Raw genomic sequence first — 18,677 nt, forward strand, 5'->3', positions numbered from 1 at the left:
CGATTGTTTACTTCAGAAGAGTTTCCTTATAATCCGAGTAGGACTCCTTTACCAGCTTTTCATATGCGCTATAAGCCTCTGCAAGTGTGTCATATTTCGCACCCGAAATATAGCCGCCGTCTTTAACAGACGATTGACTCAGATGGTCTGAAATCGTCACATACGTTTTACCTTTATTTGTTCTCGATGCCGTCGTTGATGTGTGAACATAATAACTACCATCTGCCCGGCTCACAATGATCGGTACCGTTTTACCTGCGCCGACCTTACTTGTATCTACCGATGTCCAGAACAGGTATCTGCTTGATTCTTTAGAAGGACTGCCGAAGTATCCATATGTGCCATAATGCAGTAGGCTGTTGTTGGTAATCATTGCCTTCACCACTGGTAACATCGTCGAATTCGGACAGGTCGAATCGATTTCAAACCACGTATTTCCACTCTTTTTAAGTTCACCTAATATTCCCGTACTGTTTAGTGCATCATGTGGACTTATTTTAAAATCCACGCGTGTTACTGTATCCGCTGCCGATCCACCCGACCATGTGAACACGATGCCTACCGTTCTTGGATTATAGCTGATCTCGCACTTTCCACCTGCGCCAGGGACACCGATCCAGTTCTCAGTATTGGGCTCGCTTTTATACGGGAAAACGGGCACTGGCGTCATCTTAAGAATTTCGTAAGGGGGTCTGACCCCATAAACTACGCTCGCGTGCCCTTGCTTTTCCAGCCATTAACAAGCCCTAATCGTATAAAAACGTCACGATGTCACTGCTGTCTTTAGCGTAATTTTCCATGTTATCTTTTCTAACTACTCTAATATTTATTTATACCATGTTTCCGTAAATGTTGTAAACGTTTAAAGATGCCAGTTTTTCAGTTTACATGCCATTGTACAGAAATAAATACAATTCATTCGCTTCAGCGATCTGATGACTACTTATTTCCGTCGAAATATGATATACTTCAGTCCATGCGAATCATGCACCAGAACATATAGACAGCGAGGAAACGATGATGGAAATATATATGATCAGACATGGGGAAACGATGTGGAATCAGCAGCATCGTCTGCAGGGACGGAAGGATATTCCGTTAAATGATGTGGGACTCGCCGGCGCGCGCATCGCGGCGGAGGCACTGAAGGATGTGCATTTCGATCGAGTATTCTCGAGTCCGCTCGTGCGTGCGAAGAAGACGGCCGAGATCATCCTGAAGAATCACCCTGATCTCAGCATTGAACCACTCGACGATCTCCAGGAGATCGCGTTCGGTACCGGAGAGGGCATCGAGATGCGCGATGATGTGCCGCACACCGAGGCAGAGAAGGAGATTCTCGATCATCTGAAGCGCTGGTTCGCGTACCCGGATACCGTGGCACCACTGCCGGGCGGCGAGTCAATCCGCGAGGTGAAGGACCGTATCGAGCATTTTTTCGATACGTATCTTTATCCAAATGAAGATAAATATGAGCGCGTGATGGTGACCTGCCACGGCGGTATCCTCCGCGGCGTCGAGAGCATCGTCCGGAATCTGAGCGACGCGGATTACTGGGACGGCGGCATCGTCCCGAACTGCGGTGCGATGGTCCTCGAGCTGAAGGACGGCAAACTCACGATTGAGAAGGTCGTCGACCTCATCAACCAGACGGAAACCGTCGTCGGCCTCGGCACACATCGTCCGCGGCACTAAGTTAAATTCTTAAATACTGCCGAAGGGCGACTGTCAGAAGCCATACGCAGAGGCCGTGAATAAATCAAAATTGGCCCCTTAGAACCAGTTGGAGTAATTTTCCTTAGCACCCTTCGCAACACTGAGTTTTCATAAAGAAAACTCAGTCGTTTGCGGAGGGCCTACTGGTTCTTAGGGGCCAATTTTTGATTTTTCCGACCTCGGAGTACTGCGCTTCTGACAGTCGCCCTTCGGTTTATTTAGAAATTATTTCGTCTCGCTGTGTGGCGGAGCCATATGTCCACGCATCATGGAGAACTTATCCATCGGATACTTCTCGAGGTTATCGAGGATCTTACGATCATCGGCCTGGTTCAGAAGATCCTGACGGGACTTCCGAAGCTCCATCTCCGTCTTGTGCTTACTTGGGCCACCGACGCAACCGCCCTCGCAGACCATACCCTCGATGAAATCCTCCGGGAGCTTGCCGAGCTTGAGAAGTGTCAGCGCAACGTTGCACTCCTTGCCACCGGCTGCTGCACGAAGCTTGATACCGGTCGTATCCTCGTTCCGCTCACGCATCACCTCCATAACCGCGTTTGCAACGCCGCCGGATGTTGCGAAGCTCTTGCCCCAGATGGACGACTCCTGATACGGATCAACCACCGGCTTCATCTCCACATTCTTCGAGGCCATCATCGTGGTCATCTCGCCAAATGTGAGAACGTAGTCTGCATTGCCCTCGATCCCCATCTCATGGGACTCGGACTTCTTCGCGATGCACGGTCCGATAAATACAGTCTTGCAGCCCGGGTGGGTCGCCTTCAGGTATCTGGAAATCGCGCACATCGGGGAAACGGTCTCCGACATGTTCTCCTTAAACTGCTCCGGGAAATGCATACGCAGCATGTTGATGAATGCCGGACAGCAGGAGGTCGTCATCTTCTTACCTTCCTTACGTGCCTCGGACCACTCCTCTGCCTCGTACGCTGCGGTCATATCGCCGCCGAGACCGACCTCGACCATGTCGGTGAAGCCGACTTCCTTCAGTGCCTCACGGATGGAGCCCATGGTGATGTCCTTACCGAACTGACCTTCGATCGCCGGTGCACACATCGCGAAGACTTCCTTGCCGGCCTTGATGTCACGGATGACATCGAGCACATCGATCTTCGATGCGATCGCGCCGAACGGACAGCTGTGGATACACTGACCACAGCGGATGCACTTCTTATCGTCGATCTTACAGATGCCGTTCTCGTCGTAGCTGATGGCATTGACCGGACACGGCTTACGGCACGGACGCTCCAGATGCGCGATGGCACCATATGGACACGCGTTCGCACACATACCACACTCCTTACACTTGTTCGGATCGATGTGCGCTCTCGACTCGGTCATGGTGATCGCACCGAAGCGGCAGCTGTTCTGGCACGCCTTACCGAGGCAAAGACGGCAGTTATCGGTTACAGAATAAGTGGATAGCGGACACTCCTCGCAGGCCGGATCGATGACCTGTACGACGTTCGGATTCTTCTCCGTCGTGTATGGATTTGCATCCATGTTCTCAGAAAGACGGATTCTCCATCTCAGAATCTCACGCTCCTTGTAGACACAGCAGCGCCATGTTGCGTGAGGTCCCGGTGAAATCGACATAATCAGCTGATTCTCTGCATCTGGTGTGATCTCATCATGCTCCCAGAGCTCGCGCGCGAGCCCCTCCATGACAGCATGCTTGATGGAAACCGCACCCCTATCATTTGTAACCATATATTTTCCTCCTGAAAAAAATATACATAAAATCGCCCAGTTATCAAAAGTATAACATGCGATGAAAAACTTGAACATTGTTAATTTGACACAGAATTAACAAGTCGTTTTACATTATATATAGAAGTTTCGAAAATGCTTGTTTTTTCAGAAGAACATGGGGTATTTCCAGGCGGCCAATGCTGACGTCGGGTGGCTTCCCGGATGGTTTTCTGCCGAAGCCTCTGTCGTTGCTGTTCACTCGTAAACAGTAACCTTCGCCTGTCGTCTGCCGATGAAAGCGGCTGGATATCCGGCGTAGAATGATATATTATGTGTTACAGCAAGCTCTGTCATCAGCCGAAGGGGCACATAGTGCTCCCTCGACGAATCATCATCTCAACTACAAACGAGGTAAACCCACGTGAACGAGTCAAATAACACATCCACGGATACATCTGAAGCGATTGCAGCTTCCCCATGCTCCGGCGCGCGTCTCCGGAAGCTCTTCTTCGAGACCCTGTATCTCAGCGCCTTCACCTTCGGGGGCGGCTATGTCATCGTGTCGCTGCTGAAAAAGAAGTTCGTCGACGACCTGCACTGGATCAGCGAGGACGAAATGCTGGATCTCGTCGCGATCGCACAGTCCGCACCGGGCCCGATCGCGGTCAATGGTGCGATCGTCGTGGGCTACAAGATCTGCGGCTTCCCCGGCATCCTGCTCTCGGTGCTCGGTGCCGTCATCCCACCCTTCCTGATGCTGAGCGTCATCTCCCTCTTCTACTCTGCCTTCCGCTCGAATTTCATGATCCACCACATGCTGTCCGGCATGCGCTGCGGCGTCAGCGCGGTCATCATGTCCGTCACCTGGGACATGGCGAGCGGCGTACTCGCCGATAAAAAGTGTTCGTCCCTCGTCATCATGCTCGCGGCCTTCGTCGCAAACTACATCCTCGGTATCTCCACGATCTGGATCATCCTCGCGGTCATCGCCCTCGGCGTCGCCGTAACACTCTGGCGAAATAAAGGTGAGGAGGAGCAGTCATGATCTATCTCCAGCTTTTCCTCGCCTTTCTCCGCATCGGTGCCTTCAGCTTCGGCGGTGGTTATGCCGCGATGCCACTGATCCAGGAGGAGGTCGTGAACCACTATCACTGGATCAGCATGGCGGACTTCACCGATCTCGTCACGATTTCCCAGATGACGCCCGGCCCGATCGCAATCAACGCCGCGACCTTCATCGGTCTCCAGATGGCGGGCCCGCTCGGTGCCGTCGCGGCGACCCTCGGGGATGTTCTACCGAGCTGCGTCGTCGTCACGATCATCGCCATCATCTACACAAAGTACCGGAAACTGAGCCTCCTGCAGGGCGTCCTGAAAACGCTCCGCCCGGCGGTCGTCGCCCTCATCTTCACGGCAGGACTCCTGATCCTCCTCCCGGCGCTCGGCCTCCCGAGCGCCCTCGAGCTCCGCATGTGCGCCTGGTTCCTGATCGCCCTCGTCATGCTCCGGAAGCTTCACTGGGACCCGATCCTCGTCATGGTTCTCACCGGCGTGATGGAGCTCATCGCACAGCTCCTGATGTAAGATCGGCCATGCTGGCACCCGATCCCGTAGCTGCTGTGTCTGCACAACCATGCGCCGGCAGCCGACAATCACCGCGGACAGCGATGAAGCGGCGACAGCGACATTGGCATCCGATATTAGATCAGGTGCACCAGCACCATATAGAACACGGTTCCCACGCTGATCGAGAGGACCGTGTTCTTTTTTATGAGGTGAAGGCCCGCGACCATCAGAACCGCAGCGATCAGCTCGAGGTTCTCCTTCAGACTGCCGGTCGGGATCGATTTCAAACAGTAGACGACCAGCACCGCCATGATGGCGAAGGGCAGGGTCGCGCCGAGTGTACGAATCGTCGGCGAAATCGCGCGGCGTCCGAACATCACAAACGGCAGTGCCCGGAGGAGCTGCGTGATGAGCCTCGGGATGAAAATCATAAGAAAAATCTGCGTCGTACTAAGCTGGATCATCGATGGCCTCCTTTGCTTTCTGGACGAGCGGCATCATGATGCGATGTCCTGTCCGCAGGTGCCGGAGGCACCTCTTACTAGACTATCATGGACGCAGGGCGGATTCTATTACGGAAAAGCTCTCACCTGCTATAGGCGCAGGTAATATCAGTGCAGCAAAAAAGCTTTGCTGCGGTCGATAGTTTTTACTTTTCAACCGAAAAAACTTTGCTGTGACCGATAGTTTTTACTCCACAGGCGGAAAAACTTTGCTGTGGCCGATAGTTTTTCATGATAATCAGCAAACACTACGTTATTACTATCATTTTTATTGGCTATAAGAAAGAATTTGTAAATCCAGCAGATTTTTTGCAACATTATATAAACCCTGGCTTAAAATACCAGCTATTTTACATTCATGTCGTTTTGTGTAATTATTCGCTGTTTTTTCGCGTAATTTTACACGAACTTTTTCAGCATTTTTACACTATTCAACGCAAACATCTGTTATACTGGATGTATCACTGTGAAGGAGGACCGATCATGTATAGAAAAATCTTTGACTTTCTAGAATCCTGGAAAGAAAGCAGCCATCGCAAACCTCTGATTTTACAGGGAGCGAGGCAGGTCGGAAAAACCTATTCTATTCTCGAGTTCGGACGTACGCATTATGAGAATGTGGCTTACTTTAACTTTGAGACGAACCCGAAGCTGAGTGAGACCTTCGATGAAGACATCAGCCCGAATTATCTGATTCCTATCCTCTCCCGCATCGCAGATCAGACCATCGTAAAGGAAAAAACGCTGATCGTATTTGATGAGGTGCATCTCTGCGAAAGAGCATTAACCTCTCTCAAGTATTTCTGCGAGAGCGCTCCGGATTATCACATCATCGTCGCCGGCAGTTTGCTCGGTGTCGCAGTGAACCGCTCGAAATTCTCTTTTCCTGTCGGAAAGGTCGATATGAAAACGCTCTATCCTATGGATATGGAAGAATTCATGCTGGCGCTCGGTGAAAAGGAACTGGTGGAGAGAATCCGGCAGAGCTTTCAGACCGATACCCCGCTGCCGTCTGCATTACACGAAGCAGCCATGCAGTTCTATCGTCAGTATCTGGTCGTCGGCGGCATGCCAGAGTGTGTGATGCAGTTCGTGAACACGAAAAATTATATTCTGGTCCGGCATACACAGAATACCATCCTTGCCAGCTATCTGAATGATATGAGCAAGTATAATACCCTGAATGAAATCAAAAAAACGAGGCTGGCCTACGACAATATCACGGTGCAGCTCTCAAAAACGAATACCCGCTTCCAGTATAAGCTGCTGAAGAAAGGCGCACGCGCTTCCGAATTTGAAAACGCGATCGAATGGCTCTGCCTGTCCGGCATCGTGTCGCAGGTCTACCGGGTGGAGCAGATCAAAAAGCCGCTTGACAACTACCGGGATATCGATGCATTCAAAATCTATGTATCTGATCTGGGACTTCTCTGCGCGAAAAAGGATGTCGCAGCCGATGATGTTCTCTATATGTCGAACGAAATCAACGACTTCAAGGGCGGTATGGCGGAAAACTATGTTCATGTTCAGCTTACCATCAACGGATACCGCAGCTACTACTGGACATCTGAGCGTGGAGCTGAAATCGATTTCGTGATACAGCGTGAAGGTCAGCTCATCCCGATCGAGGTCAAGTCTGCCGACAACACCAGAGCAAAAAGCCTGAAGATTTACATGGACAGCTACAAGCCCGCGTATGCCATCAAGCTTTCTGCGAAAAACTTCGGCATGGAGAATAATCTGAAGATCGTTCCGCTCTATGCCGCATTCTGTATCTGAGCGGCCCGGTTTGCTATCATACTATAAGCTATGCGGTAGCCGTATTTTTGACGAAGATGGAGAATAAGAACCATGGAGAATTTGAGAACGTTTCACGCCGGTGATCTCGTCCGGCACTTTAAACGAGAGACGCTCGACCTCACAAAACCGGAGAACAAAACCCGCTATCTGTATCGCATCATCGGCGTCGCCACGCACTCCGAAACCCGCGAAGCACTCATGATCTACCAGGCCCTCTATGACGACATGGGCCTCTTCGCCCGCCCGTATGACATGTTCATGGAAGAAGTCGATCACGCGAAGTACCCGGAGATCAAGCAGCACTACCGCTTCGAAAAAACCGAGGAGACTATTTAATCCTCCAGACGGATAAAACAGAGTCCAGTAAACTGCGAAATCTATCTGCTGAATTTTATCCTAGTGCTGCGTTTCAATCACATGTGATATTATTTACTTCCTGTAACAGAAACGGTCTTTCCATTCGATTTTACGATAATCGTTCCCTTCTGATCTGTGCGGTATACTTTTATCTTCGCCTGCTTCAGAAGATCTAATGTTTCTTTATCCGGATGTCCATACGTATTTCCAGTCCCCACCGAGATAATGGCATAATTCGGAGTAAATGTTCTAAGAAAATGATATAAAGAGCCCGTTCCATCATATGACTTTTTACTTCCAGATCCATGATGAGGCATTTTTAAAACATCCACCTTATAAGCCTTATCCTTTGAGTTGGAATATTTGTCTGAGATTCTCGTCTGCGCGTCATCTTCGATATCACCAGTAAATAAGAAACGCTTCTTTCCATACGTAATCATCAAAACCAGTGAATCATTAACATCCGTAGAGGCAACATCTACGACTTCGACCTTTGCACTACCTAACGGAAATGTGTCTCCAGTATGCGGAACCGTGATGGAAGTTCCATCAGCGGTTAAAGCACGCTCCAACGCTCTAAAACTCTCTTTATCATCGGAATCATAATCTGCATTAGCAATCGTCTTATCTATTTTTGATGCATAAGTCAGAGCCTTAGGCAAACCGCCAATATGATCTTCATGCATATGCGAAATAGCCAATATATTCAGATGTTGAATTTCTTTTTCCTCCAGCACACTGTATACCGTTTCACCAGCACCTTTCGATCCACCGTCTATCAGCATATATTGTCCGTCACACTCAACCAAAGCCGCATCCCCCTGCCCAACATCCATAAACTCGATGCTAAAGGTCGAGTTGTTCTTTGATCTGGAGCAAGCCGTCATGCAGAAGAGAACGAGTACTAAAAAGAGTGCGAGTACTGATAATATCCATTTTTTCATTCTGCTTTAAACTCCACTTTATCTCCATAAAAGTGTTCTTCAAAAGTTCCAACAGTAAACGCAAAATCCAGTTTCTTATCATATGCATCAGCATATATAATCTGTACTGTTATTTTTGAAGTAGGTGTCCAGTCATATTTCTTGAGCGTTTTGCTGGATACATAGGCTTTAAACGTATCTATTGTTTTTCCGCTACGATCTACTTTCGTTATTTTGCAATCCTCAAATGTCCTGGTTGCACCATGGTCACTTACAGTCACGGTTATCTTAGAATCTGCCGTCAGCAGATTGACTGGAATAATCATTCCATCCTTTGAAAAATCAATAGAATATGTACTTCCTCTTCTTGTAAATGAGTATGCATCGTTTATAGGCTTGGCTAAAAAAGTACCCTCCTCAGAAGTCTTTAAAATTGACTCGATATCTGCTTTCTCTGTTTCGGTGAGATTCATCTTATCTGCCAGCGCAAATAACAATTCGCAATTCACAACCAATGGCTCATAGAGTGACGGAAGTTCTGTTTTCCGAGCATGCTTCAGAGATTTATTATATTCTTTAGCGTGCTTCTTTTCGGCTTCATACTCTTTCTTTGCCTTCTTTTTCTCTACCTCCGTCATATATCGATAATCTGGTTCCACAGCAGCCTGTTCTCTAATATCATTCAAATATGTATCGTTTACTTCACGCTGTTCTTTTAATAGTACTGTAACGTTCTCTGACACAATTTTATATGTAGCTTCCAGATATTTTTTATTATTTGTCTTCGAATAAAGATCCAGGTATACCTGTGCCGCAAAATATCTTGGAGCCCAGTCTTCAGAACTTGTATTTGTGATAATCGCATCTGCAAAATCTGATATTACAGATACATACTGCTTACCGGAATAGCTTTTCTGTGCTGCTACAATTGCCTTAGGTAAAATCTGTAGATAATTAAAGTCCTGTCTGTAGATTCCGGTTGCTAATTTATTATATTCTTCTACACAATTCAGAACCTTATCATATTTAGCTGTTTCGAAATATGCATCTGCCAATTCAAGCCAATAATTCCCCAGCAGGTTATATTTAGATTCTTCCGCTTTTAACAGCTGGATTTTCTCTGAAGGGTTTTCAGTGGCACAGATTTCCGCAAACTTCTCGATGGATTTTTCGTTAAGGGTTTTAAGCCCATCGAGATGATACTCCTGAACCATGTCAACCATATAGTCAAAAGCACGATCTCGATTTTTCATAACTGTAGCTTTTTCTTCATCATCCAGTTCCCATCCACTCATGATAAAATCCATATCTGCGCTTTCACCGGCTTTTTTATAATTGTTATACGAATCCATCGCTGTAAACGCTACAGTTAAGGCCAGCTTTCTCCAGTCCATCGCGTTTGAAACAGACAAAATTGCAAGCGGATTAGGAACTGCATTTCTGATTGCAGTAGCTTTCTGCTGATTATAAATAAACTGAAGCCGATCTCGTTTTGTTGAAATCTCGAGATATGACTTGATAATATCTCTTAAATTTCTCAAGTGCTCTTGCGTTATTTCATCGATTGCGCCTGGATTTGTGTCGTTTAACAGCGATGTATATATATCTTCCAGCGCGATTCGATTATCTTTAGAAGTTCGAATCTCTTCTGCCGTAATTGCCAGATAATACATCATTGAAAAAGAGTTACGCTGTTCTGCAAGGCGTTTCTCTTCCTCTGCTTTTTTTCGAGCCTCTTCCTCTGCTCTTTTCCTTTCTTCTTCAGCTTTTCTACGTGCTTTCTCTTCTGCCTCTTTCCTTTCTTCCTCTGCCTGCGCTAGAGCTTCCGCATCTTCAGTAGTTTCCTCCGTCTTCGTAGTTTCACCAGTATCAACGAAACTCATTACTTCAGGCATTTTTGCTATAGAGCTCGTCTCTATTTCGTTTTCACCAGTTATGCTTTCAATTTGAGTACTCTCAAGAGATGACGCTGCAGGTGTAATACTATTTTCAGAATTGCTTCCACATCCCGTCAATGAACATGCCAAAAGCAATGCCAGTGCTCTAGCCCATCGTTTCTTTTTCATAACAAATTCTCCCTTTTAACTTATCATCTCAGCCTGCGATCGCCATGAAAATCGAAAACAGTCCGACGACCAGGATGATCGGCAGGAAAACCACTGCAAGTCCGCATACACTCACTGCCAGGATGCCGACGATCAGCCATCCGAGGATCCCCCAGACCCATCCGATCACCTTGCCGACGACGCGGAACGTAAACAGCGTGAGCTTAAACATAAGAACCATCAACATAATAACAACGATCATACTGAAAATGCCGAATGCACCAAACATCTCTATTCCTCCATCTTGTGCTGATATTCATCATTGCATGTCATATTCATTTTAACTCTGAAACAGAAGAAAAAAAGGGAAAAAAACTACCATTACAAAAAGCGGAGCAGTATCTTGCTACTACTCCGCCTGAAAGGAGGTTGGGCGAAACTTTTCGTCGTCTCGCCACAACTGATATGGTAAAAGAATCCATGCCTCCGGCTCTATATACCAGAGCTTTTAAAAAGGCAGGTTTCTGTATACCTGAATACAGTTTGTATAAGATTCAGTAGTCTGTATAAGCGGCCATCCGGTCCGCTTTTGATTCACTGAAGAATACTGAAAATGCCATTTACGGCGGTTCCCACCAGGGCTACAACCAGGCAGAGATAGAGCGTAATGATGATGCCGATAATCAGGGCAATCAGGGATACGATGAAGCCTGCAGTTCGGATTCCCTCGGTGTTTCCTTCCTTCTTCGCATTTCCGGCCAGCACCAGTCCCACGATGCCCAGAACGACGGAAATAAGGCAGGTATAACCGAAGAACCATAAGACGATGCCGATGATGCCGCACACCAGGCTGCCGATGGCGAGCCCATGCCCTGCATCGGCTGATTTCATTTTTACCTCTGGCTGCTGCCGGCATTCGGATACGGTCGGCGGTGTGGTATTAACCTCCACACTACTTTCAACTGCTGCGCCACATTTCGGGCAGAATTTCACTCCATTTTCAAGTTCACTTCCACACTGTTTACAAAAAGCCATCATGATCCCCCTTCTTTGCTGTTCTTACGTTTCCTGCATTGCCCGCAGGAACATTCAATAAAATACGCTTGTGGATATTCACTGATTTCTCTGTAAGTATCCGGCTTTACTATGACACCGTTCCCCACGGAACAGTCAAGGACATACGTCATGATGAAGTTGCACGTTTTTCTGCTTCAATCAGCTTTGTCAGATTGACGATTTCCTGTTCCACACCATCCCGCTCTTTTTGAAGACGCGTCATCGCCGCCTGTAGAATACTTAGTCGATGTACATTTTGATCATCGAGAAGTTCTCTGATTTCCGAAATGCGGAGCCCGGCTTCTCGATACTGCAAAATGCATCGAAGTCGTGCGATTTTCTCGCTGTCATACAGCTTCGCCTGCTGCGAGGAAACTCTTTCGGCCGGCTTCAGCAGTCCGATCTGATCATAATAGAAAAGCGTTTTTCTGGTAATGCCCATCTGCTCACAGACTTCGCCGACCGTATACAGCTTTTCTTCTTTCCTGTACGTTTCTTCCCTGTTTTCCATTCTGTTCCCCTCCTGTACATAGAGTACCCCGGGGAACACTTCATTTATATGCCCAAGTTTTTTCCAAAAATCCATGCGATAAATAAGGGTCGCATGGAGCTGGCAAAAGGGCAGGCAATAAACAAGCGCAGAGAATTACGCACTTCGCGAAAATACAGAAAAGTCCCGGAACCGGCTCGTAGAGCCAGTCCCAGGACTTTTTTGACACTTCTACTGTCAAAGGCAGGATCATGATTTTTTATTTTTCTCTTCTTCGATTTCCTTCCGCCGCTCGTCGATGGCATGTGCGAAATCCACGTGATCTACTTTGCGCACGCCATGTCGATAGTCTTCTTCGGTCTCATAGATCTGGTCGATGCCGATCGGGTTTATGTATCCGCACTGTGTGCACGTCCATTCCGGCAGATGATCGTCGAAGCCTTCCTGTTCATTCAGATGTGCTCTGCACTGGTCGCAGTACCACTCGATGCCGGGGAACTGCTTATCGAGATCATCGCCCGTATAAAAGGAGTGGTAATTCTCCGGATAAAATAAATAATTCAGCTTATCCTCGATATCTTCTGTGGCTCCCTGCTGCCGATAAATGGCGATGAACGAGCTGTCATACATTCTTAATATCCGTCCTGTTTCATTCCGCAGAAGCCCTCCGGTCAGAAGCCACAGGTAGGCATTGCGAAGCCCTTCATAGGACTCCAGATTCATCTGATACGCCGCATTATAGAGGATGCTGTCAAACACTTCATCGTCAAACGGGAATGGTTCTGTTTTTCGATGATAGTCATCGAGGCTTTTCCGATAATGGATGAGCTCATAGAGATGCTCGAGAAGAAACTGATACAGCTCCTCCAGCTGATCATCCGTCAGGCGCTGAAAGAGCTCGTCCACATGATCCTTCAGACGCGGCGTCAGCTCCATATCGACGATAAACTGTTCCACGACATGCTTCTGGATCAGCTCCGCTGTTTTCCGCTCCTTCTCCTTATTTCCCGCAGCGGTTCCGGTCAGCCTGCCCAGAATCTGCGAGACCCGTTTACTCTCTCCGGAATACAGTCTTCCCTTATAGCGCACCGCATGGATCTTATACTCCAGATCCTTATACTCGGCAGGCACCTTCGTATTTCCATCCGATTCATCCACCGCGATGACCAGATCTGGAAACCATGTATCGAGAAGATCCATCTGCTTCGGAATCTTTTCCCCTATGAGCGTATAGTAGATGTTGGCAATGCTGCCAAACCTCAGCTCTTCATTTTCCATAACAAATCTCCCCTTTCCGCACTTCGGGTTATCTATTCTATTTTACGAGAGTTTAAAGCCTGAATCCAGTCCGTTTAACCACATATCGCTATATCGCTTTCTTTCGCAATCCTCACTCTCTTCTGTAAACTGCATTGTCGTTCCGCCAGGCAGGTGGTTTTTAACTGGTATAAAAAACAGCCGGAGCACACCGCCATGTGTCTCCAGCTGTTTTTGCATATCCTATTCAGTTTTTCTCAGATCGTCCGCTTGATGGTGAGCAGTCGCATCGAGTTCAGGATGCAGAGGACGGCGACGCCGACGTCTCCGAAGACGGCGATCCACATGTTCGTGAGGCCGAAGGCGGTCAGGATGAGGATGAGGATCTTCACGAGGAGGGCGAAGACGATGTTCTGGGTGGAGATGGCGACGGTGCGGCGGGCGATGCGGATGACGATCGGGATGCGCGTGAGGTCGTCGTCCATGATGACGACATCTGCGGCTTCGATCGCGGCGTCGGAGCCCATCGAGCCCATCGCGATGCCGACGTCCGCGCGGGCCAGCACCGGCGCGTCGTTGATGCCGTCACCGATGAAGGCGAGTTCTGCCCTGTCCTGCTGCCGTCCGTGCCGGTCGAGCTCCGTGAGCAGCGCTTCGACCTTTTCGACCTTCTCCTGCGGGAGCAGCTCGGTATAGACGCAGTCGAGTCCGAGTTCCTGTCCGACCGCCTCACCGACCGCCTTTCGATCACCGGTGAGCATCACGACGCTCTGCACGCCCTCGCGCTTCATCTCCGCGATGGCGTCCTTCGCCTCCGGCTTCAGCTGATCCCGGATCAGGATCGCGCCGAGGTAGCGGATGCTTCCCTTCTCTTTTCCAGTGCCAATGCTTCCGCCGTCTGCACCGTCACTTCCCGTGAGGTTCCCGCCTACGGCAGCCGCAGCGCTGGTATCTGCCGACCGGCGTTCTTCTTCCACGGCCACATACGATACCGTCGCGGCGGCGTTCGTCGCTTCCGTGAAGTCGATGTCGTAGGCCTGCATGAGCTTCGCGTTGCCGACGAAGATGCGGCGACCCGGGAGGGTCGCGATGAGACCCTGGCCAGAGACATTGACCGTGTCCGTAACGAGGGCAGTGTTGATTTCCGCGCCCGGCACCTCCGCCGCGTACGCGTCGCGGATCGACTTCGCGATCGGGTGGGTGCTCATGCCCTCGGCGAGGGCGGCCATGCGGAGAAGCTCGGCCTTTTCGACGCCAGGAGCCGGCAGGACCTCGGACACCTGGAAGTTGCCTTCGGTCAGGGTACCGGTCTTATCCGACACGACGGTATGGAGGTGCGAGAGCAGCTCGAGGTAGTTCGAGCCCTTCACGAGCACGCCGTTCGAGCTGGCCGCGCCGATGCCGCCGAAGAAGGCGAGCGGAACGGAGATCACGAGGGCGCACGGGCAGGACACGACGAGGAAGGTACATGCACGGTAGATCCAGATCGCCGGATCGCGGGTGAGGATCGACGGGATGATCGCGAGGGCGATCGCGGAGTACACGACGATCGGGGTGTAGACGCGGGCGAAGCGGGTGATGAAATTCTCGGTCTTCGACTTCTTCTCGGAAGCGTTCTCGACGAGCTCGAGGATCTTCGAGACTGTGGAATCCTCGAAGGCCTTGGTCGCCCGGACGCGGAGGAGTCCCTCACCGTTGATGCAGCCGGAGATGACCGCCTCGCCCGGGTGAACGCTTCGCGGAACGGACTCGCCGGTGAGCGCTGCGGTGTTCACCATGGACTCACCGCTCAGGACCTCGGCGTCGACCGGGATCTTCTCGCCCGGCTTGATCACGAGGATGTCGCCGATCTCGACGTCGTCAGGATCCACCGTCTCGATGGACCCGTCCGCGCGCTCAACATTGGCCTCCTCCGGAACGATGTCCATGAGACTCGCGATGTTCTTGCGGGACTTTCCGAGGGCGTACTTCTGGAACCACTCACCGACGAGGTAGAAGGCCATGACGGCGACGGCCTCAGAATTCTCACCGGTCGCGAAGGCACCGATCGTCGCCACGAACATGAGGAGCGACTCGTCCATCGGCTGGCGGTTCCGGATGCCGAGGAGCGCCTTGCGAACCACGTCATAGCCGCACAGGAGGTACGGAATCAGGTACGCGAACAGGCTCGGGAGGCGGTGCGCGAAGATCAGCGGGCAGAGGCCCGTCTTATCCACCACCATCATGGCGAAGAAAATCGCGAGGGCGGTGAGAATTTTCTGCAGTTCCTTCTTTAATTTCGGTTCCATAACTCTCCTCTTTTCTGTCAGTTTCATGTCTCCGTGCTGTACATCAGCTTCGGTTCCGGCTGTTTGTGGCAGTTTTCATGCACCGTGGCCCGGTTTATCTCGAAAAATGTCCGAAAAAACCACGTCCACCGGCGCAACTGCACCGTATGGGCGTGGGAAATATGCATGCCCATACAGGCGGGCGCAGTCGAGACGCGCGAATTACAGCTCAACGGCGAAATCCGGCTCGATTTTCTTTCCGACCTCGATCGCCTGCTGGAGGATCGCGTCGAACTGCTCGTCGGCGGCCTCGAGCGTAAACTTCTGAAGCATGAAGTTTACCTTCGCATCCTGCACGCCATCGAGCTTCTTGATGGCATCCTCTACCTTCGCTGCACAGTTTGCACAATCGATCTCACACTTGAATTTCTTCTTCATAATGGTCCTTTCTTCGTCGGTTTTTACTCCTCGATATGCTCCTTACCCATCGCGATGATCGTCTTCACATGCTCGTCAGCCAGACGGTAGTACACCGCCTTTCCATCCCGGCGGGAGGTGATGAGCTTGCTCACCTTCAGAATCTTCAGCTGATGTGAAACCGCGGACTGGTTCATCTCGAGGTCATCACAGATCTCTGTGACGTTCTTCTCACCCTGGAAGAGATCAAACAGGATCTTGATCCGGGTGGAATCCCCGAAAATCTTGAAAAGCTCTGCCAGATCGCTGAGCTCATCCTCGGAAACATTCTGAATGAGATGAGATATTTTCTTTGTGTCGTATGCGTTCGGCATGGCTTCCTCCGTTTCGTTCATAGCGATTTGATATCAGACAGATGGATTCTGGATGCGGACACAGTATCGGCGCTCCCTCGAGCGTGCCTTCAATGTGTTCAGCGACGATCGTCACGCCGCATCAAATGAATTATCGTTCATATGAATATGTTATCATATGTTGTGCGGATGTCAATATATTTCTATAAAAATTCAGCGAGAGGATTCTTCGTCCCCTCGCTGAATCAAAATGCATATTCCTGATAGCTGTCGTCCGCCGTGTTGTAGCGGAGTGTCCCGTACGCGCAGCTTTCGTTCAGACTGCCGTCGTCTCCTTTCGTGTAGTGAACACTGGAGAAACCGATGCGGTTCGCGCCCGGGTTCGAGAGGCGGTAGCCATCCTCACGGAAGAGCTCCGTCGCGCCACTGTCATCGAAGCGGTAGATGAGGCTGGTGCTGTCGGTCTGACGGGTGGCGCTGAGTCCACCTTGATTCGCGCCGGCGTCCGCCGCATAGGCTGCTGCGCTGTGGGTGCCGGAAAACAGTGATGTCCCGGCACTCGTGTTCACCGCATCCGTGTCCTCATCTTCCCAGTAGACCGTCGCTGCAAGCTGGAGTCCCACATCCGTCTCGAGCTTCAGAAGCTTCGCGCCGGTCACCACCGGGGCACGCATGCTGTCGAAGGTATAAACCTGCTCGCCATTCGCAAACCACCAGCTGAGTGTATAGTCCGTACCGCTGCTGAAGCGCATCGCATCGCCGTCCTCGCTTCCGTCCGGTGCCGCATAGATCGCGCTCCAGTCGCTCGCAGCCGTCTCCTTCGGCGGAGTGCAGTGCAGGCTGAGGGCGACGAGGTCGCGCACGCCGTCCCCATCGAAATCTGCATAGAGGTAGTCGGCAATGCTGTCGTCCGTCACGTCGTGGATCTGCGCCAGCAGCTGCTTCGCCGTACAGTTACGTGGCTTCGGCGGCTCCGCATCCTCACTTTCCGTCGTTTCAGCCGTCGACTTCGCTGCACCGATGATATCGCCGGCCGTCGTCGCATGCTCGGATGCAGATTCGTCTGTACCCGCAGGACCGACCTCCGTCGAATCGAGATGCGCTTCCGTATCCGGAGCCGCATCTGACTGATCAAGATGCAGATGACCATCCGTGGTCGTGCCTGTCGGACCATCCGCGTAGCTGACGATCTCCGCGTCGTCTGCATTGGCCGACGCCGGATCCTCGGCCTCGAGGACCTCTGGATCGGTCAGCGCTGCACCGGCCTCCAGTTCTGCACGCGTCGCTTCGATCGCCTGCAGTGCGACGTCGGCATCCTGCAGCATCGTCATCGGGTAGCGTGTCTGCTCATCGGCGATCCAGGCGCGCATGGCCTTCACGACAGAGTTGTCATAGACCGGCTCACCGTTGATCTGATGCGCGCCGATCTCGATGCGCTTCATAAAGTGGCCCGTCGCATCGAAGCCGTAGATGCGGTGACCGCGGATGCCGTCGTGCGTGATCAGGTACTCCTGGCCGTCGTTCAGGGTCTCCGTCGCGAGCTCGTAGATCACCGGCTGGCCGACGCCGCCCATGATCGAATCGATGTACATGTGAAGCTGGCCCTGCGCGTAGCCGTAAACGCGGAAATGGTAGCTGCCGTCCGTGGGCTCACGATAGCCCGCCACGAGCTCGTCGAGGCCGTCACGGTCGAAATCGATCAGCTCGAGGAGGCAGAGGCCGCTGAGATCTGCGAAGTGGCTCGCGTCGAGGTCGAGGTAGCCCTGGGCAGATTCGATCGCCGCCGGTGTGCCGAAGCTCGCTTCCAGCTCGTCGACCGCCTCGAGGTAGGCCTGATAGGCGTGTGGCACATCATCGAGCGTCTCATCGATGAGTGCCGTATCCTCGCCTTCCTCATCACCGGCCGCCGCAGCGTCCGGCGCCGGCTCCCCGGCAGCAGCGTCGACGTCAGCGGCGCTGCTGTCTGCCGCTGCACTCGTCATTTCGGCCTCGTCCGGCCCGCCGCTGCCCGCTTTCTTCACGTACAGAACGGTACCGACGGCACTGACGAAAAGGAGTAGCGCGACCAGCGTCACTGCCATCGGCAGCCCGGCTTTCTTTTCAGTTTTCCTCGCCATCGCGCACTCCTTTCCACCTATTCGTTCATCTTAAGAATTTCGTAATGGGGTCTGACCCCATAAAGTCCAGTTTAGAATCTGTTTAGAAAAATTTAATGGG

General features: G+C 51.0%; 18 protein-coding genes and 1 pseudogene. 5 read left to right on the forward strand and 14 right to left on the reverse strand.

Annotated features, from left to right (window positions below; all coding sequences use genetic code 11):
* Positions 1-7 precede the first annotated feature (7 nt).
* Positions 8-670 carry a hypothetical protein gene (locus tag ACTQ52_RS00890; protein ID WP_441981508.1) on the reverse strand — a complete coding sequence of 221 codons (663 nt, stop codon included), beginning with the start codon at positions 668-670 and terminating at the stop codon, positions 8-10.
* 362 nt (positions 671-1,032) lie between these two features.
* On the opposite strand from ACTQ52_RS00890, the gene ACTQ52_RS00895 reads away from it, so the two are divergent.
* The gene (locus tag ACTQ52_RS00895) at positions 1,033-1,695 is read left to right on the forward strand and encodes a histidine phosphatase family protein (protein ID WP_441981509.1); all 663 of its coding nucleotides are present in this window, start codon (positions 1,033-1,035) and stop codon (positions 1,693-1,695) included.
* A gap of 246 nt (positions 1,696-1,941) precedes the next feature.
* On the opposite strand, the gene ACTQ52_RS00900 is transcribed toward ACTQ52_RS00895, so the two are convergent.
* Positions 1,942-3,444: a 4Fe-4S dicluster domain-containing protein gene (locus tag ACTQ52_RS00900; RefSeq protein ID WP_441981510.1), complete on the reverse strand. Its 1,503-nt coding sequence runs from the start codon at positions 3,442-3,444 to the stop codon at positions 1,942-1,944.
* A 445-nt stretch (positions 3,445-3,889) separates the two neighbouring features.
* On the opposite strand from ACTQ52_RS00900, the gene ACTQ52_RS00905 reads away from it, so the two are divergent.
* Together ACTQ52_RS00905 and ACTQ52_RS00910 are read left to right on the forward strand one after the other, a co-directional pair.
* Positions 3,890-4,471 carry a chromate transporter gene (locus tag ACTQ52_RS00905; RefSeq protein ID WP_441981568.1) on the forward strand — a complete coding sequence of 194 codons (582 nt, stop codon included), beginning with the start codon at positions 3,890-3,892 and terminating at the stop codon, positions 4,469-4,471.
* Complete coding sequence (locus ACTQ52_RS00910; protein WP_441981511.1) at positions 4,468-5,010, forward strand: chromate transporter; 543 nt, start codon at positions 4,468-4,470, stop codon at positions 5,008-5,010. The genes ACTQ52_RS00905 and ACTQ52_RS00910 overlap by 4 nt, the downstream gene beginning before the upstream one ends.
* 116 nt (positions 5,011-5,126) lie before the next feature.
* Here the strand turns inward: ACTQ52_RS00910 and ACTQ52_RS00915 are convergent, their stop codons facing one another.
* Positions 5,127-5,456, reverse strand: a complete 330-nt coding sequence (locus tag ACTQ52_RS00915) for a branched-chain amino acid transporter permease (RefSeq protein ID WP_441981512.1) — start codon at positions 5,454-5,456, stop codon at positions 5,127-5,129.
* Between the two features lie 522 nt (positions 5,457-5,978).
* Here ACTQ52_RS00915 and ACTQ52_RS00920 point away from each other — a divergent pair.
* Together ACTQ52_RS00920 and ACTQ52_RS00925 are read left to right on the forward strand one after the other, a co-directional pair.
* Positions 5,979-7,274: an ATP-binding protein gene (locus ACTQ52_RS00920; protein ID WP_441981513.1), complete on the forward strand. Its 1,296-nt coding sequence runs from the start codon at positions 5,979-5,981 to the stop codon at positions 7,272-7,274.
* Positions 7,275-7,346: 72 nt separating this feature from the next.
* Positions 7,347-7,631, forward strand: a complete 285-nt coding sequence (locus tag ACTQ52_RS00925) for a DUF1653 domain-containing protein (protein ID WP_441981514.1) — start codon at positions 7,347-7,349, stop codon at positions 7,629-7,631.
* 89 nt (positions 7,632-7,720) lie between these two features.
* On the opposite strand, the gene ACTQ52_RS00930 is transcribed toward ACTQ52_RS00925, so the two are convergent.
* The 11 genes and pseudogenes from ACTQ52_RS00930 to ACTQ52_RS00980 all read right to left on the reverse strand — a co-directional run bounded on the left by ACTQ52_RS00930 (position 7,721) and on the right by ACTQ52_RS00980 (position 18,577).
* Positions 7,721-8,596 (reverse strand): ComEC/Rec2 family competence protein, encoded by an 876-nt coding sequence (locus tag ACTQ52_RS00930; protein WP_441981515.1) that lies wholly within the window; start codon positions 8,594-8,596, stop codon positions 7,721-7,723.
* Positions 8,593-10,641: a hypothetical protein gene (locus ACTQ52_RS00935; RefSeq protein ID WP_441981516.1), complete on the reverse strand. Its 2,049-nt coding sequence runs from the start codon at positions 10,639-10,641 to the stop codon at positions 8,593-8,595. Before ACTQ52_RS00935 ends, ACTQ52_RS00930 begins: the two co-directional genes overlap by 4 nt.
* Positions 10,642-10,669: 28 nt before the next feature.
* On the reverse strand, positions 10,670-10,909 hold the full coding sequence (locus tag ACTQ52_RS00940) for a hypothetical protein (RefSeq protein WP_441226715.1): 240 nt from the start codon (positions 10,907-10,909) through the stop codon (positions 10,670-10,672).
* A 305-nt stretch (positions 10,910-11,214) separates the two neighbouring features.
* Positions 11,215-11,511 (reverse strand): hypothetical protein, encoded by a 297-nt coding sequence (locus ACTQ52_RS00945; RefSeq protein ID WP_441981573.1) that lies wholly within the window; start codon positions 11,509-11,511, stop codon positions 11,215-11,217.
* A 78-nt stretch (positions 11,512-11,589) separates the two neighbouring features.
* A pseudogene (locus ACTQ52_RS00950) lies at positions 11,590-11,658 on the reverse strand (zinc-ribbon domain-containing protein); the annotation flags it as partial.
* A 145-nt stretch (positions 11,659-11,803) separates the two neighbouring features.
* Entirely contained in the window at positions 11,804-12,262 is a 459-nt protein-coding gene (locus tag ACTQ52_RS00955) for a MerR family transcriptional regulator (RefSeq protein WP_441981517.1), read from the reverse strand.
* Between the two features lie 153 nt (positions 12,263-12,415).
* On the reverse strand, positions 12,416-13,444 hold the full coding sequence (locus tag ACTQ52_RS00960) for a hypothetical protein (RefSeq protein ID WP_441981518.1): 1,029 nt from the start codon (positions 13,442-13,444) through the stop codon (positions 12,416-12,418).
* Positions 13,445-13,680: 236 nt separating this feature from the next.
* The gene (locus tag ACTQ52_RS00965; RefSeq protein WP_441981519.1) at positions 13,681-15,711 is read right to left on the reverse strand and encodes a heavy metal translocating P-type ATPase; all 2,031 of its coding nucleotides are present in this window, start codon (positions 15,709-15,711) and stop codon (positions 13,681-13,683) included.
* A gap of 201 nt (positions 15,712-15,912) precedes the next feature.
* Positions 15,913-16,128, reverse strand: a complete 216-nt coding sequence (locus tag ACTQ52_RS00970; protein WP_410043117.1) for a cation transporter — start codon at positions 16,126-16,128, stop codon at positions 15,913-15,915.
* Positions 16,129-16,151: 23 nt separating this feature from the next.
* Complete coding sequence (locus ACTQ52_RS00975; protein WP_410043181.1) at positions 16,152-16,481, reverse strand: ArsR/SmtB family transcription factor; 330 nt, start codon at positions 16,479-16,481, stop codon at positions 16,152-16,154.
* Positions 16,482-16,705: 224 nt separating this feature from the next.
* Positions 16,706-18,577, reverse strand: a complete 1,872-nt coding sequence (locus ACTQ52_RS00980; RefSeq protein ID WP_441981520.1) for a hypothetical protein — start codon at positions 18,575-18,577, stop codon at positions 16,706-16,708.
* Positions 18,578-18,677 lie beyond the last annotated feature (100 nt).

This window comes from Oribacterium sp. Sow4_G1_1 (assembly GCF_052116105.1).
Lineage (GTDB): Bacteria > Bacillota > Clostridia > Lachnospirales > Lachnospiraceae > Oribacterium.

What these genes read in the sequence shown, in the direction of transcription:
- ACTQ52_RS00890 (WP_441981508.1), bottom strand. Translation starts at nt 670, where the DNA reads ATGACGCCAGTGCCCGTTTTCCCGTATAAAAGCGAGCCCAATACTGAG.
- ACTQ52_RS00895 (WP_441981509.1), top strand. Translation starts at nt 1,033, where the DNA reads ATGATCAGACATGGGGAAACGATGTGGAATCAGCAGCATCGTCTGCAG.
- ACTQ52_RS00900 (WP_441981510.1), bottom strand. Translation starts at nt 3,444, where the DNA reads ATGGTTACAAATGATAGGGGTGCGGTTTCCATCAAGCATGCTGTCATG.
- ACTQ52_RS00910 (WP_441981511.1), top strand. Translation starts at nt 4,468, where the DNA reads ATGATCTATCTCCAGCTTTTCCTCGCCTTTCTCCGCATCGGTGCCTTC.
- ACTQ52_RS00915 (WP_441981512.1), bottom strand. Translation starts at nt 5,456, where the DNA reads ATGATCCAGCTTAGTACGACGCAGATTTTTCTTATGATTTTCATCCCG.
- ACTQ52_RS00920 (WP_441981513.1), top strand. Translation starts at nt 5,979, where the DNA reads ATGTATAGAAAAATCTTTGACTTTCTAGAATCCTGGAAAGAAAGCAGC.
- ACTQ52_RS00925 (WP_441981514.1), top strand. Translation starts at nt 7,347, where the DNA reads ATGGAGAATTTGAGAACGTTTCACGCCGGTGATCTCGTCCGGCACTTT.
- ACTQ52_RS00930 (WP_441981515.1), bottom strand. Translation starts at nt 8,596, where the DNA reads ATGAAAAAATGGATATTATCAGTACTCGCACTCTTTTTAGTACTCGTT.
- ACTQ52_RS00935 (WP_441981516.1), bottom strand. Translation starts at nt 10,641, where the DNA reads ATGAAAAAGAAACGATGGGCTAGAGCACTGGCATTGCTTTTGGCATGT.
- ACTQ52_RS00940 (WP_441226715.1), bottom strand. Translation starts at nt 10,909, where the DNA reads ATGTTTGGTGCATTCGGCATTTTCAGTATGATCGTTGTTATTATGTTG.
- ACTQ52_RS00945 (WP_441981573.1), bottom strand. Translation starts at nt 11,511, where the DNA reads ATGAAATCAGCCGATGCAGGGCATGGGCTCGCCATCGGCAGCCTGGTG.
- ACTQ52_RS00955 (WP_441981517.1), bottom strand. Translation starts at nt 12,262, where the DNA reads ATGGATTTTTGGAAAAAACTTGGGCATATAAATGAAGTGTTCCCCGGG.
- ACTQ52_RS00960 (WP_441981518.1), bottom strand. Translation starts at nt 13,444, where the DNA reads ATGGAAAATGAAGAGCTGAGGTTTGGCAGCATTGCCAACATCTACTAT.
- ACTQ52_RS00965 (WP_441981519.1), bottom strand. Translation starts at nt 15,711, where the DNA reads ATGGAACCGAAATTAAAGAAGGAACTGCAGAAAATTCTCACCGCCCTC.
- ACTQ52_RS00970 (WP_410043117.1), bottom strand. Translation starts at nt 16,128, where the DNA reads ATGAAGAAGAAATTCAAGTGTGAGATCGATTGTGCAAACTGTGCAGCG.
- ACTQ52_RS00975 (WP_410043181.1), bottom strand. Translation starts at nt 16,481, where the DNA reads ATGCCGAACGCATACGACACAAAGAAAATATCTCATCTCATTCAGAAT.
- ACTQ52_RS00980 (WP_441981520.1), bottom strand. Translation starts at nt 18,577, where the DNA reads ATGGCGAGGAAAACTGAAAAGAAAGCCGGGCTGCCGATGGCAGTGACG.